Here is a 15,226-nt window from a genome sequence, read left to right as displayed (position 1 = left end):
GTATGAAAGCATATATTTTTCCTGGACAAGGAGCACAATTTGTAGGCATGGGTAAAGATCTTTATGAAAATCCCAAAGCTGCAGAATTATTTGAAAAAGCAAATGAAATTATCGGTTTTCGCATTAGTGATATTATGTTTAGCGGAACAGATGAGGAGCTTAAACAAACCAATGTAACGCAGCCCGCAATCTTCTTGCATTCTGTTATTTTAGCAAAGGTTTTAGGAGCGGATTTTAAGCCTGATATGGTAGCCGGACATTCATTGGGAGAGTTTTCTGCACTTGTTGCCGCAAATGCCTTGTCTTTTGAAGACGGATTTAAGCTGGTTATTGCACGTGCAAATGCCATGCAAAAAGCATGCGAAGCACAACCCTCTACTATGGCTGCAATTTTAGGCTTAGCTGATGATGTGGTTGAAAAAATCTGCGCTGAAATTGATGCAGTGGTTGTTCCGGCAAACTATAACTGTCCTGGGCAATTGGTTATTTCCGGTAGTATTGAAGGAATAGATCTGGCTTGCGCTAAATTAACCGAAGCCGGGGCAAAAAGAGCCTTAAAATTAAATGTGGGTGGTGCATTTCACTCCCCTTTAATGGAGCCTGCTAAAATTGAGCTACAAGCTGCAATTGAAGCCACCAGTATTTCCACTCCGGTTTGCCCGGTTTATCAGAATGTGGATGCAAAGCCATATACAGACCCTTCACAAATAAAGGAAAACCTGATTAAACAATTAACCGGAGCCGTACGGTGGACACAAACCGTTGAAAATATGCTGGCAGATCAAGCCACAGAATTTGTTGAGGTAGGTCCAGGTAATGTTTTACAGGGATTAGTGAAAAAGGTAAGCAGAGAAGTACAAACCAGTAGCGCAACTATTGCCTGATCTTTTTATGCAGTAAAATAATTACACAGCGCCATAAACACACCGTTTGTGGCGCTGTTTTTGTCTATATTTATCATTATCAAAATTAATGACATTGAGCTTTGGTGTAAAACTTAGATTTCTGCTGTTTGTATTGGCCTGTTGTCTGATTACAACCTCTATCACTTTAAGCAAATTTACTACCAAATCGGAGCTGCTAGAAAGATATGCGAGAGAGGTTCAAACCAATCTCCTGATCAAGGAAAAGATCGTTGCAGATTTTTTATCTAATAAAAAAGAAGTACAAAAAGCAAAGCAATTGCATCAAAATCCTAAAGATGCCATTGATTTTTTAACCAATTACAGGCAAAATAAAGGGATTAATCTCTTAACTTTTCACCATAATCAACTAAAATTCTGGAGTACCTATAAAGTTACGGATATTGATCTTTCTACAATAAGGGAAGGAAAATCGGTACTGTTTTTTTACAACGGTTGGTATGAAGTCATTAAGCGTACAGATGGCGATTTTAGTTTTGTATTTCTGATTGGCATCCAATCCCAATATCCGTTTAAAGAAACCCAATATTTTAAAAATGATTTAGATCCATTTCTAACCAATTCTAAAATATTAACGCTAGCCTCTTTCACTGATAAGGATGTTTATGCTATAAAAAGCCTTGATGACAAATTTTTGTTTGGCTTAAAAATAAAACCAGGCTACACCAACGATTATTATTCGATTACACAACTTTGGCTCTTTATTGGGGGCATGCTTTGTATCTGCATGTTTTTCAATTCATTAAGTGCACTCATCGCTAAGAAAGGTTACCTCGTTTCAGGTACGTTTCTTTTACTGGGTTTTTTCGCCGTGTTTCGGTTCTCCGATTTATATTATGGCTGGTTTAACCATCATTTTTCCCTATCACTTTTTGATCCAAGAATTTACGGAGATAGTTTTTTGATGCCATCTCTGGGCGATTTCTTACTGAATGTATTTTCCTTAACCTGGTTTCTGCTATTTGTTTATAATCATAAAGAAGAGTATCAGTTTCCCGCATGGATTAGAAGGAGCAAGGTTCTCGGCATCTTCATTCATGCGATTTTATTGGTCTTCATCGGTATTGTGGCCTATTTTAGTGATGAGGTATTCTTCGGACTGATTTATAATTCCAGAATTAATTTTGAAATTATAAATATTTTAAAATTGAGTGGCTCCAGTTGGGTGAGTATCATCATACTTTGTCTGGTGTGGTTTCAAATCTATCTGATTACCGTTATCGCTGCCACTATTAGCCTTCCTCTTAAGGTGACCAATAAAGAAAGACTGATTATCTTTTTAACTGGTTTCGCTGCATTATTTGCTTATAAGGTATTAACTGACTTTACTGCATTTTTTATTGTTTTTGCGCTTATATTATTTATTATCGCGAGAGGTATTTATGTAGAGGGAATAAGATTTTCGGTAGGATTGTTTGCCATAGTTTTCTTCTGTCTGGCATTTAACACCTCTATCAAATACATCAAGTACAAAGATATTAAAGAACGTAGCCTGCGCGAACCGCTGGCCCGTAAAATACAGTCTTCCGAAGACCCTAATGCGATTATTTCGTTAGGAGTACTTGAATCACAATTGCTCAATGATGATTTTTTGGTGCGCTATTTTAAGCAGGGAGCAGAAACCAATTATCCGGTGTTAAAAAACCATATCAAAAGTTATATGGATGGGTATTTATCACGATATGATTATCAAATTTATCCCTATAATCAAGATGGCGAAAGCATCGATAATATTAAAAGTCAGGCGTTCTCTAAATACAAAGAACTGGTTGAATCTGGTTCTGTAAAAATAAATGGAGGGAACTATTTTTACCAGGTAAATAACACCTTTGGTTATCAGGATTACTTTGGAATTATATCTGTTATTGATCAGGGATCTTTATTAGGTACGCTGGTGATAGAGCTTAGATCAAAACCTTACAATTATAATAACAGACTGCCCGACTTACTGGGTGATCAAAAGTTAATCAGAGATGAAGATTTCAGAGGATATTCCATTGCTTTCTACAACAATAACCGCCTGTTGAATCAATCTGGGAATTATACCTATCCTTTGGATGGAAGAAATTTCAAAGGTAAAAAAGATGATTTTGTAACCAGTAATGACAAAACACTTCAATACAGCCACCTGATCTATAAGCCATCAGACAATAAAATGGTGGTCATCAGTAAAGAAAAAGTTGGTTACGTAGAGCGTTTGGCAGCCTTATCATTTTTCTTTCTGGTCTTTATCATCTTCTCTATATTGCTTTATGGACTGGTGTGGTTAATTAAAAACCTAGATGATGAACGGGTAGGCTGGTTTAGCATTAATCGCTCACTCATGATTAACGCAAACAAAATATTATATAAAACACGTATTCAGGTTTCTATTGTGCTCTCTGTTGTGGCTACTTTGCTTATTGTAGGCTGGGTAACTTACTATTACATGGATAATGAATACCGCGGGCAGCAGAATGCAGCCATTAAAGATAAAATTAGAAAAGTACAACAGAATTTTGAGAAGCAGGTGTTTAGTGGCGGCATTAAGGATGATGAAAATGCAGTTGCAGATTTTAACAATTTCGCAGATATCAATAATGCAGATCTGAATCTTTATGATACCCAGGGCAATTTAATTATGACAACTTATCCAAAGTTGTATAGTTATAAAGTAATTGGCAAAAAGATGGGGCCATTGGCATATACTTATCTTAAACAATTAAAGCGATCAGAATATATTAATCCAGAGGAGAAGGTAGGTAACCTAACCTATGCAGCAGCATATGCACCCATTCGGAATGCGCAAAATGAAACCATCGCCTATATCGGTTTGCCTAATTATTCTAATGAAGAAGAATACTCAGATAAGATTGCCCTTTTTGTAAGTAACCTGATTAATATTTATGCATTGGTATTTGTTGCGGTAGGTGTTTTGGCTGTATTTCTGGCCAATCAAATTACAAGTCCGTTAACTTTCATTCAGGAGAGCATTAGCAGAACCAGGATAGGACAACGGAATGAGCCTATTGTGTGGCGCAGACACGATGAAATTGGATCATTGATTAAGGAGTACAATAGTATGATTGCGGCGTTAGAAGCAAGTGCGGTTAAACTCGCCCGTTCAGAAAGGGAAAGTGCCTGGAGGGAAATGGCTAAACAGGTAGCGCATGAAATTAAAAACCCATTAACACCTTTAAAATTAGGTGTACAACTGCTTGAGAAATCATGGAGAGAAAATGATCCCAATTTTGAAGTTAAGTTTAAAAAGTTTAGTAAATCATTTATCGAGCAGATAGATAGCCTTTCAAAAATTGCATCTGAGTTTTCAAATTTTGCTAAAATGCCTGATACTAAATTAGAGCGGATAGAAATCCTGCCCGTTTTAGAGCAGGCAAGAGAAGTTTACAAAAATACCGGAGATGTAGAAATAAACCTGCTGGATAAATCAAGTCAGCAGATTCTGATATTGGCAGATCCTGATCAGTTGCTTAGAACTTTCAATAACCTGTTTAAGAATGCAATCGAGGCAGTTGAAGGTCATGATCAGTGTTGTGTAAGCGTTATTTTATATAATGATAAATCACACGCCTTCGTTGAAATTAAAGATAATGGAAAGGGAATTCCTCTGGCATTACATGATAAAATTTTTGTGCCAAACTTTACCACTAAAACTTCAGGAACAGGCCTGGGGTTGGCTTTTGTAAAACAAGCGGTAGAAAATGCGGGTGGAGATGTCAGTTTTACTTCGGTTCCAGATGTTGGTACCACCTTCTATCTTACATTTCCTCTAGTATAAATTAAGATTATTTTAATTCAATCTGAGCTTTACCCAATGTGCTTCCATTGGTGTATAAAATAATAGTGTAAATACCTTTCATAAATGATTTTGGATTTTTCCAGTCGATCACATAAGAACTATTGTCGTTATTGTAATCAATATAGATAGAATGGCTGAATTGCATTTCCTGGCCATCAGCTTCAAAACGATCGTCATCATCAGCAAGTAAATTCCCGGCTGGGTCAAATACCCTTAAGTATATATTGTGGTGGCCTTTTTCGGCGAGATCGTTTGGAATGATATTAAAGCGAACACTTAATTTTTCTGCAGAGGATGATTTAGTCACCTGAATTTTTTTGCCACTTGATTTTGTTCTAAAAGCAACAATTTCAGCATTTTGGAGTTTTAATGAAGCTGCGGTTTTAACCTTAGCATTGAGGTTTGCATTTTCATCCTCAAGGCTCGAAGCCTTACTGCTCATGTTTTTTAACGTGTTTTCTAAGCTGTCACGGCTATTTTTAAGAAAAATGTTGTCTTTCTGGAGCTGAATAATCTGATCGTTATAATTCTTTACAAAAACCTTAAGATCACTAATCTGTTTATTGGCCTTATCTAACTCTGCTTGTGTAAGCTCCCCCTTTTCCAGGGCAATCTTCAGTTCTTCAATTTTTGCTCTGGCCAGTTTCTGCTCCTCAACAAGTTTATCATTCAAATTAAGATTTAGTGCATTTACTTTATCCAGTTCTACCTCTATTTTTTCTACTTCTAAACGAAGCTTATCTTTTTCTGTACTTACGGTTACAAACTTTTTGCTTTGTTGTTTGTCTTTAAAAAATAAGTAAGCGTTTGTTCCAACAAGTGCGGCTATAACTATGATCAGAAAGTAAATTTTATTCCTATCTCCCTTATTAATCTTTTGTGGTTCCATTTAAATAATGCTGTATCTTCTCAAATTAATATACTTTTGTTGTCCCATAGGTATTTGGGGATACAATTAATTTAGCAAGGCGCAAAATAGAATTAATAATAAAATTTATAAGAGTTTTTAAAAAAAATCGTTTAATTGCTAACATTCATTTGTATTACACGCACAAATAAACATCCCGAATAATAAACAAGACAGAATAATGCTTAAAAACTTTCTATACGCACTTTTAATTGTACTTATACTACCATATATATCAAATGCTCAACCATCAACAAAAATTGCACCAAAAAGAGAGTTTAGGGGCGTTTGGGTAGCTACAGTAACGAATATCGATTGGCCATCAAGACCAGGTTTAACCGTTGATCAACAAAAACAGGAGTTGATTGGAATTCTTGAACGTCATAAAGCGCAAGGTATGAATGCCATTCTTTTGCAAGTGAGGCCGGCGGGTGATGCTTTCTATGCCAAATCTCGCGAACCCTGGAGCCAGTGGTTAATGGGGAGACAAGGCTTAGCACCTGCTCCAGGATATGATCCTTTAGCTTTTGCCATTAAAGAATCTCACAGCAGAGGAATGGAATTGCATGCATGGTTTAATCCTTATCGGGCCAGTATGAGCAGCAGTACTGTTTTTAGTGAAAATCATGCTTTTAGAAAACACCCTGAATGGTTTTTTACTTATGGTGGTAAAAAGCAGTTTGATCCGGGTATACCCGACGTCAGAGAATATATAGTTCAGGTTATTTTAGATGTAGTTAAGGAATATGATGTGGATGGCATCCACTTTGATGATTATTTTTATCCTTATAAACTTGAAGGACAAACCATTAATGATTCGGACACATTCAATAAATATAAGGAAGACTTTACTGATATCAGAGACTGGCGAAGAAATAATGTTAATCTGTTAATTAAAGAACTTGATGACAGTATTCACCACTACAAAAAATGGGTGAAATTTGGAGTCAGCCCTTTTGGAATCTGGAGAAATAAAAACGAAGATCCGGAAGGTTCGGCTACCAGCGGCCTATCCAATTACGCAGAGTTATTTGCTGATAGCCGAAAATGGGTGAAAGAAGGATGGGTAGATTATATCAATCCGCAGATATACTTCTCTTTTACCAGGAGAGTTGCGCCATTTGGTACCTTGGTAGATTGGTGGAGTAATAATAGCTATGGCCGACATGTTTATATCGGGCAGGCTGCATATCTGGTGAATTCACGTGCTGAGCTGGCCTGGCGTAATCCTGCAGAAATCCCAAATCAAATCCGATATTTAAGGGAAAACAACCGTATTCAGGGCAGTGTGTATTTCAGCTCCAAATCATTAAGCACAGTGGCAAGATCTGTTGCCGACTCACTTAAAAATAATTATTATAAATATCAGGCTTTGCCGCCACAAATGCCCTGGCTGGATGAAGTGCCACCCAATCAACCACAGCAATTATCAGCCGATGCGTTAAAAGATGGTGTGCATTTAAAGTGGGAGAAACCTTTAAAGGCGAAAGATGGAGAAACAGCATCCGGTTATGTGATTTATCGTTTCTCTGAAGGGGAAAAAATTTCCATACTTGATCCAAAAAATATCATCAGAATTAGTTTTGAAGATTATGTGTCTTTTATTGATACTAATATAGAAAATGGCAAGCGATACAGTTATCTGGTCACAGCCCTGGATCGGCTTAAAAACGAAAGTGAGCCAAGCGGTCCAATTGGTGTAGAAGTTCCGCTGGCTAAAGAATAAGAATAACAAAATCCTGCTTTCACGAGCGGGATTTTTTGTTTAATGATCCCGCTCTTTTATGAATTTATAAGCAAACCAGATGAATTGTAAAATTTTTATGCAACCGATTGCAGATTTATAAAATTAGTTCTACTTTAGTTCCTCTAAATAGGATAGAATATATAACAGAATCAATTGAACAGGAGAATCCTTAACCTGATTTTGTAAGATTTGTCTGATTAACCAAATAGAAATGAGCAGTGCCCCAAAGTTGTTAAGATTGACCAGGTCGTTATGGATTTGTTTTGCATTGATGATTTATATTCATTCAAGCAATGCGCAGCACGCCATGAATCCCAAAGCAAAGGGATTAAAAGATTACTATCAAAAATATTTCCCGATTGGTGTAGCCGTAGCCGTAAGGAATCTGCAGGGAGATGAGGCTCAATTGATCAAAAAACAATTTAATAGCATTACTGCAGAAAATGCCATGAAAATGGCTTCCATTCAGCCTAAAGAGGGTCTTTTCTATTGGAAGGATGCCGATTCCATCGTTAGTTTTGCACAAAAGAACGGCATAAAGGTTAGGGGTCATAATTTATGCTGGCATGAGCAAACACCTGATTGGTTTTTCAAAGATAACGAAGGTAAACAGGTAACCAAAGCGGTATTGCTACAACGATTAAAAACACACATTACTGCAGTAGTGAGCCGGTATAAAGGAAAAATCTATGCATGGGATGTAGTTAATGAAGCTGTTGATGATGATCCAAACGGATACTTAAGAAATTCTAAATGGTACCAGATCTGCGGTGAAGATTTTATTTCAAAGGCATTTGAATATGCACATGAGGCAGATCCGGATGTGAAGCTGTTTTACAACGATTATAATACGGAAAGACCTGAAAAGTGGGAACAGATTTATAAACTTCTAAAAAGCCTAAAAGATAAAGGTGTACCAATTGATGGTGTAGGCTTGCAGGCTCACTGGTCTGTGGTAGAACCTACAGAAGCTGAACTTCGATCCGCAATAGAGCGCTATTCATCACTAGGTTTAAAAATTCAGTTTACCGAGCTGGATATTTCCATTTATCCCTGGGAGAAGATCAAACGTGCCCGAAAACCAGGCGAATCAGATGCATTTACGCCTGAATTGGAAAAAGCGCAAATGGAAAAATATGCTATGGTTTTTAAAGTTTTTCGAGCATATAAAAATGTGATTACCAATGTCACTTTCTGGAATATCTCCGATCGCTATTCCTGGCTGGATAATTACCCCGTAGCAGGAAGAAAAAATTACCCATTGCTTTTTGATCACCATCTTCAACCTAAAAAGGCTTACTGGGAAGTCATCAATTTTAAAAAATAATGATATGAAGAAACTAATCCTGGTAATGGTAATGTTGGGTTTAACAACCATTGGTGTGGCTGCGGGAGCGGATCCATTCATATCAAAAGGCTACGTTAAAGGAAGTTTTGCTTTGGCCAACAAACGAGTTGTGTCTGCTATCTTAGTGAGTGGAAATGAGTGGCCTGGTGTAGTAAGGGCAGCTACTGATCTTCAGACTGATGTAGAAAAGGTTACCGGTTTAAAACCAACTTTTCTTAGGGATAAAACGGCGGGCACTGCAATTATTATTGGTACGATAGGGAATAGCGCCATCATAGATCAATTAATCAGGGCAGGTAAAATTAATGTGGCTGGCGTTGCAGGTAAGTGGGAAAGTACCTTAATAGAAGTAGTCAAAAATCCGATACCTGGGATAGATTCAGCACTGGTAATTGCAGGTAGCGATAAACGTGGAACCATTTACGGCATATACGAGCTGTCCAGTCAAATTGGTGTTTCGCCATGGTATTACTGGGCAGATGTACCCGTTAAAAAAAGCGAAGTGCTTTTTGCCACTTCCGGCAGACACCTCATTGCTTCCCCGGCGATAAAATATCGCGGTATTTTTCTAAATGATGAAGCACCGGCACTTTCGGGTTGGAGTAAAAAGGAATTTGGTGGATTTAACAGTAAGTTTTATAGTAAAGTGTTTGAATTGATTCTTCGTTTAAAAGGCAATTACCTGTGGCCAGCCATGTGGGGAAGTGCTTTTAATGATGATGATCCAATGAATCCGGTTTTGGCTGATGAATATGGTGTTGTAATTGGAACTTCTCACCATGAACCATTGGCCCGGGCGCATGATGAATGGAAAAGATATAAAGGTGGCAAATGGAATTATGATCAGAATCCCGAGCAATTGAGGGCTTTTTGGGAAAGTGGTTTAAAACGTGTTGCAGATAAAGAGCAAATCATTACGGTTGGCATGCGCGGTGATGGAGATGAACCAATGACGGAGGGAACGGCTACAGCCTTGCTGGAAAAGATTGTGAAAGACCAGCGTGAAATCATTGAAAAGGTAACGAAAAAACCAGCCTCAGAAACTCCTCAACTATGGGCGCTTTACAAAGAGGTACAAGCATATTATGATAAAGGTATGCGGGTGCCGGATGATGTTACTTTGCTGCTTTGCGATGACAACTGGAGCAATATCAGAAAACTTCCAAAGCTAAATGAAGCACCAAGAAAAGGAGGTTATGGCATTTATTATCACTTCGATTATGTAGGCGATCCGAGAAATTACAAGTGGATTAATACCAATCCTATTCAAAAAATCTGGGAGCAGATGAATCTCGCTTATGAATACAATGCCAATCAGATCTGGATTGTAAATGTGGGTGACCTGAAACCAATGGAATTTCCCATTTCATTCTTCCTGGATTATGCCTGGGCCCCGGATGCTATTCCTGCAGAGCAGCTAAAACAATATACCATCAATTGGTCTGAGAAACAATTTGGTGCAACCTATGCCGTGGAAATAGCTGAAATACTTGATCAATATAGCAAATACAATGGGCGGGTTAAGCCAGAGTTGCTGAATGACCGTACTTACAGTTTAACCAATTACAACGAATTTGAAAATGTAGTTGCCGATTACAGAAAACTGGAACAAAAAGCCAGATTCATTTATAACAATATCCCTACAGATCAAAAAGATGCTTTCTATCAATTGGTAATGCATCCGGTAGAAGCCAGTGCCAACCTTTATGATCTTTATTATCATGTAGCCAAGAATAAACTTTATGCCAAACAAGGTCGTTTCGCAACAAATGCAATGGCTGATAAGGTTGCCGAATTGTATAAACGTGATGAAGAGATTACGCAATATTATAATAAAACTATGGCCAATGGTAAGTGGGATCATATGATGGATCAAACCCATATAGGCTATACTTACTGGCAGCAACCTGAAAAGAACGCCATCCCAAAAACCATAATTCAGGCTTCCGGCTCAGCACAAGCAAAGGCCCAAATGGGTTTGGCTATAGAAGGAAGTGATTCTTCATGGGTCAGCAATGAAAAAGTAAAGGTTGCGCTTCCAATTTTTGATGTTGATAGCAATCCATCACATTATATTGAATTATTTAATAAGGGTAATGGTGCCATAAACTATCAGATTAAAGCTCCTGCTTATGTTAAATTAAGTACGGCGAAAGGAATATTAAATGATGAAATGAGAATCTGGATCAGAATCGATTGGGACAATGCTCCAAAGGGAAAAATAAACACTAATCTCCAGGTTTCCGGGAGTGACGGCACAAAACTATTGGTTCCTTTACTATTAGATCGTTCAAAATCTACCGATCAGCAAAATAATACTTTCGTAGCCAGCAATGGTTATATTTCTATTGAGGCACCAAATTACAGCAGGGCGATAAACAACCGACCAGTATTTTGGAAAACCATTCCAAACTACGGAAAGACAACTGGTGGAGTGCTTCCGGTTCCTGTTACTTCAGCAGTTCAAAACCTGGATGTAAATACGCCACATTTGGAATATGATATTGATTTAAATACTCCGGGTACATTTAATCTGAATACCTATATCTCACCAACCATTGATTTTACCAATAGTGATGGATTAAAATTTGCCGTTTCTATTGATGATCAACCACCAGTTATCGTCAATATCAGTACGGCTTATCAAACAGATGGTGCCTGGAGGAAATCTGTTGCAGATAATATTAAAATCTTTAAAACAGCACTGAAATTCGAAAATAGTGGTAAACATATCCTCAAATATTGGATGATTACGCCAGGAGTAGTATTACAAAAATTGGTGCTGGACCTTGGCGGATTGAAACCTAGTTTTCTTGGCCCACCAGAAACTTTTGTAAGTAAATAAAATAAATCGTAACCATTTATAAATTTTAAAGATGATGAAAAACATTAAAAAAGTATCTGGCCTGGCTTTAATTGTGGCACTTGCTGTAACCAGTTCTTGCCAGCAAAATGCCAAAAAAACAAGCACTGCTGAAACGGCTGATACCAGTAAAAAGTCGAAGTATCTTTCACAGCCCTTAATTAGTGAAATATATACAGCAGATCCATCTGCTCATGTTTTTAATGGAAAGATATACATTTATCCATCTCATGATATTGATGCTGGTATACCCGAAAATGACAACGGAGATCATTTTGCAATGAATGATTACCATATCTTGAGTATGGATAGTATTAACGGAAAGGTTAATGATCATGGCGTAGCTTTAAGTGTAAAAGATATTCCATGGGCCGGGCGCCAACTCTGGGCACCCGATGCGGCATTTAAAAATGGAACCTACTATTTATATTTTCCGGTAAAGGATAAACAAGATGTGTTCCGGATTGGTGTGGCTACAGCTAAAGATCCTGCTGGTCCATTTAAAGCAGAACCAAAGCCAATAGAAGGAAGTTATAGTATTGATCCGGCCGTATTTACAGATGCAGATGGCTCTACATACATGTACTTTGGGGGCATCTGGGGTGGTCAATTACAACGTTGGAACAATGGTAAGTATGATGCAAATGGTTCAAAAACAGATTCTCAAAAAGAAAATGAACCTGCATTAACAGCTAAAGTTGCAAAGCTGAGCAAAGACATGTTAACGTTTGATGGTGCAGTAAAAGATGTGGTTATTTTAGATCAGAATGGTAAACCCTTATTGACAAAAGACCACGACAGACGTTTCTTTGAGGGCGCATGGATGCATAAATATAATGGCAAATACTATTTTACCTATTCTACCGGCGATACACACTTTTTAGCTTCTGCAATTGGAGATAGTCCTTATGGGCCATTTAAGTATCAGGGTACATTTATGAATCCAGTACAGGGCTGGACAACCCATCACTCTATCATTGAAGTAAAAGGCAAATGGTATATCTTTTATCATGATACCCAGCTTTCTGACAAAACTCACCTGAGGAATGTAAAAGTTACGGAGTTGACCCATAATGCTGATGGAACAATTGCTTTAATTGAGCCGATGAAGAAATAATTCGGTAAACCCTGAGACTAACAAAATTTCAGATTGCGCTCTATCCCTTTAAGCTTCGTAGGTTGAATTTTCAACTTGCGAAGTCTTGAAGGATTTGTACTGGAAAGACTTCGCAAGTTTTATGGATGATTAGATTTTACTTTTTAGACTGATGAAGTTTGCCATTACGTTATAGCCTTTTAAAACTTTTAGCTTGATGGTCAATTTATTTCGCGATATAAAAGCAAAGCTTTAAATTGGGTTTTTAAACCCAATGCTAAATCATGACCGAGCCTAAACAACGCCTGCTTTCTCTCGATTTCTTTAGAGGATTAACTGTCGCCGCAATGATCTTAGTGAATAATCCAGGCAGTTGGGGCCATATCTATGCGCCTTTAGAACACGCTGAATGGAATGGCTGTACACCAACAGATTTAATTTTTCCATTTTTCCTATGGATTGTTGGTGTCTCGATCGCATTTGCCATGAGCAGTAGTAAAGCAGATCCATCTACACATCAGAAAACAATCATCAAAGCCATTAAGAGAGGGATTACACTCTATTTATTAGGATTTTTTCTGGCCATCTTCGGCAAGATAATGGCGGTCATTATTGATGGCAAAAGCCTACTTGAAGCATTTCAAACGGTGAGATTGTTAGGGGTTCTGCAGCGTATAGGAATTGTATTTGTGATCAGCAGCATCATTTTTCTTCGCATTTCCAACAAAGGAATATTTAAACTATTCATCGCCATTTTAGCCATTTACTGGGCACTTATGACTTTCGTGCCTGTGCCTGGAATAGGTTATGCAAATCTTGAGAAAGAGACCAATCTGGCCGCATGGATAGATAGAGGGATTTTAACGGAAGCACATACCTGGGCATCATCAAAAACCTGGGATCCCGAAGGTGTATTGAGTACATTACCCGCTATAGCGACTTGTTTATTTGGCGTTCTGGTAGGCGTGTGGCTGCGTAAAAAAGAAGTAGATCAACCTACAAAAGTAGCCTGGTTGTTTACTTCAGGTGTGGCTGCTGTTGTTTTGGGTTTACTTTGGGATTTGCAGTTTCCCATCAATAAAGCCTTGTGGACGAGTTCTTATGTATTGTATGCTGGCGGTTTGGCATCTATCGGACTTGCACTTTGTTACTGGCTTATTGATGTTCAGGATTATAAGAGAATAACCACACCTTTTGTGGTTTACGGGGTAAATGCCATCACTGTTTTTTTTCTGGCAGGGCTGATGCCACGCGTTTTAAACCTGATTAAACTTTCTAATGCAGATGGTACAAAATCGGCTTTACTTGAAAAAGTTTATACCACATTCTATACACCCTTCTTTTCTCCCATAAACGCATCTTTACTTTGGGCCATCACTTATGTGCTTGGTTTCTATGTACTCTTGTATTTCATGTACAAAAAGAATATCATCATTAAGGTTTAATTGTTAAATTGGCCAAACAATCGGTTGAAATATAAAAAAACAAAGAAAAGTACGGCCATCATTACATCTAAAATTGAGTAAAAAAACAACCATATACGATATTGCTAAAGCACTGAATATTACGGTTTCAACTGTTTCGAGAGCTTTAAGTGGTTTTCCGGCAATAAGTGAGGCAACCCGTAAAGCAGTGGTTGAAATGGCCGAAAAGCTGAACTATAGTCCGAATAGATTGGCCTCAGCACTTAAATCGGGTAAAACGCACATCATAGGGGTGATTGTCCCCAGTGTTCAAGCTCATTTTTTTGCATCTATTATTCATTGCATTGAAGATGGGTTGAAGGATAGTGGTTATCGCGTAATTATTTATCAATCAAATGAATCAGTTGAGAATGAAATTAATGGTGTAAAAACTTTGCTAGAAGCTCAGGTAGATGGCATTATGGCTTCATTATCTTTAGAAACACAGGATGTATCACATTTTCAGGAGATCATAAAGCAAAATAAACCACTTATCCTTTTTGATCGGGTTAACGAAGAGCTGGCTGTGCCAACCATCACGCTTGATGATTTTAAGGCAGGTTATATGGCTACTCAACACTTAATTGATCAGGGATACCGTAACATTGCATTCATTACCACCATTCATCAGATCAAAATTTTCAATGATAGGCTTAAGGGTTATAAGGCCGCCTTACAAGATAATCATCTGCCTGTTTTAGAAGAATACATTCACTTTGGCGGATTATCAATTAAAGATGGCCGATTTGGTGCCGGAAAATTAATGAGACTTCAAAATAAACCGGATGCCATTGTAGCCGGAGACGATTTTACGGCATTGGGTGTAATCAAGAAATTAAAGGAAATAAATCAAATGCCGCCGGATGTTGGGGTAATCGGCTTTGCCAACGAGGCATTTTCAGCCTATATTACGCCAAACTTATCTACGATTGATCAACATGCCTCACAAATGGGAAAAGAATGTGCAAAAATGTTTCTAAAGATGATCAGTCAGGAAAATCCCTATCATAATACTGAGCACATTGTGTTAAATCCAACAGTAGTAGAAAGGCAATCTAGTGCTAAATTGCCTTCCTGATT

The 15,226-nt window shown here is 37.8% G+C and carries 9 protein-coding genes; 8 read left to right on the top strand and 1 reads right to left on the bottom strand.

Annotated features, from left to right (window positions below; genetic code table 11):
• Positions 1-2 precede the first annotated feature (2 nt).
• Together fabD and EV200_RS08250 are read left to right on the top strand one after the other, a co-directional pair.
• Positions 3-884 carry an ACP S-malonyltransferase gene (gene fabD, locus EV200_RS08255; RefSeq protein WP_132531032.1) on the top strand — a complete coding sequence of 294 codons (882 nt, stop codon included), beginning with the start codon at positions 3-5 and terminating at the stop codon, positions 882-884.
• A gap of 88 nt (positions 885-972) precedes the next feature.
• Positions 973-4,701: a sensor histidine kinase gene (locus EV200_RS08250; protein WP_132531030.1), complete on the top strand. Its 3,729-nt coding sequence runs from the start codon at positions 973-975 to the stop codon at positions 4,699-4,701.
• Positions 4,702-4,708: 7 nt separating this feature from the next.
• On the opposite strand, the gene EV200_RS08245 is transcribed toward EV200_RS08250, so the two are convergent.
• Positions 4,709-5,611: a coiled-coil domain-containing protein gene (locus tag EV200_RS08245; protein ID WP_132531028.1), complete on the bottom strand. Its 903-nt coding sequence runs from the start codon at positions 5,609-5,611 to the stop codon at positions 4,709-4,711.
• 199 nt (positions 5,612-5,810) lie between these two features.
• On the opposite strand from EV200_RS08245, the gene EV200_RS08240 reads away from it, so the two are divergent.
• From EV200_RS08240 to EV200_RS08215, 6 genes are all read left to right on the top strand, one after another.
• On the top strand, positions 5,811-7,355 hold the full coding sequence (locus EV200_RS08240; RefSeq protein ID WP_132531026.1) for a glycoside hydrolase family 10 protein: 1,545 nt from the start codon (positions 5,811-5,813) through the stop codon (positions 7,353-7,355).
• A gap of 232 nt (positions 7,356-7,587) precedes the next feature.
• The gene (locus EV200_RS08235) at positions 7,588-8,703 is read left to right on the top strand and encodes an endo-1,4-beta-xylanase (protein WP_229676808.1); all 1,116 of its coding nucleotides are present in this window, start codon (positions 7,588-7,590) and stop codon (positions 8,701-8,703) included.
• A 4-nt stretch (positions 8,704-8,707) separates the two neighbouring features.
• Positions 8,708-11,569, top strand: a complete 2,862-nt coding sequence (locus tag EV200_RS08230; RefSeq protein ID WP_132531024.1) for a glycosyl hydrolase 115 family protein — start codon at positions 8,708-8,710, stop codon at positions 11,567-11,569.
• Positions 11,570-11,600: 31 nt separating this feature from the next.
• A complete protein-coding gene (locus EV200_RS08225; protein WP_229676807.1) occupies positions 11,601-12,704 on the top strand; it encodes a glycoside hydrolase family 43 protein in 1,104 nt (367 codons plus the stop codon).
• Positions 12,705-12,967: 263 nt separating this feature from the next.
• On the top strand, positions 12,968-14,128 hold the full coding sequence (locus tag EV200_RS08220; protein WP_132531022.1) for an acyltransferase family protein: 1,161 nt from the start codon (positions 12,968-12,970) through the stop codon (positions 14,126-14,128).
• Between the two features lie 73 nt (positions 14,129-14,201).
• Positions 14,202-15,224, top strand: a complete 1,023-nt coding sequence (locus tag EV200_RS08215) for a LacI family DNA-binding transcriptional regulator (RefSeq protein ID WP_132531020.1) — start codon at positions 14,202-14,204, stop codon at positions 15,222-15,224.
• Positions 15,225-15,226 lie beyond the last annotated feature (2 nt).

Source organism: Pedobacter psychrotolerans (assembly GCF_004340665.1).
Lineage (GTDB): Bacteria > Bacteroidota > Bacteroidia > Sphingobacteriales > Sphingobacteriaceae > Pedobacter > Pedobacter psychrotolerans.
This window is presented reverse-complemented; position numbering and strand designations above follow the sequence as displayed.

Coding starts and splice junctions, on each gene's coding strand:
- fabD (WP_132531032.1), top strand. CDS start 3: ATGAAAGCATATATTTTTCCTGGACAAGGAGCACAATTTGTAGGCATG.
- EV200_RS08250 (WP_132531030.1), top strand. CDS start 973: ATGACATTGAGCTTTGGTGTAAAACTTAGATTTCTGCTGTTTGTATTG.
- EV200_RS08245 (WP_132531028.1), bottom strand. CDS start 5,611: ATGGAACCACAAAAGATTAATAAGGGAGATAGGAATAAAATTTACTTT.
- EV200_RS08240 (WP_132531026.1), top strand. CDS start 5,811: ATGCTTAAAAACTTTCTATACGCACTTTTAATTGTACTTATACTACCA.
- EV200_RS08235 (WP_229676808.1), top strand. CDS start 7,588: ATGAGCAGTGCCCCAAAGTTGTTAAGATTGACCAGGTCGTTATGGATT.
- EV200_RS08230 (WP_132531024.1), top strand. CDS start 8,708: ATGAAGAAACTAATCCTGGTAATGGTAATGTTGGGTTTAACAACCATT.
- EV200_RS08225 (WP_229676807.1), top strand. CDS start 11,601: ATGATGAAAAACATTAAAAAAGTATCTGGCCTGGCTTTAATTGTGGCA.
- EV200_RS08220 (WP_132531022.1), top strand. CDS start 12,968: ATGACCGAGCCTAAACAACGCCTGCTTTCTCTCGATTTCTTTAGAGGA.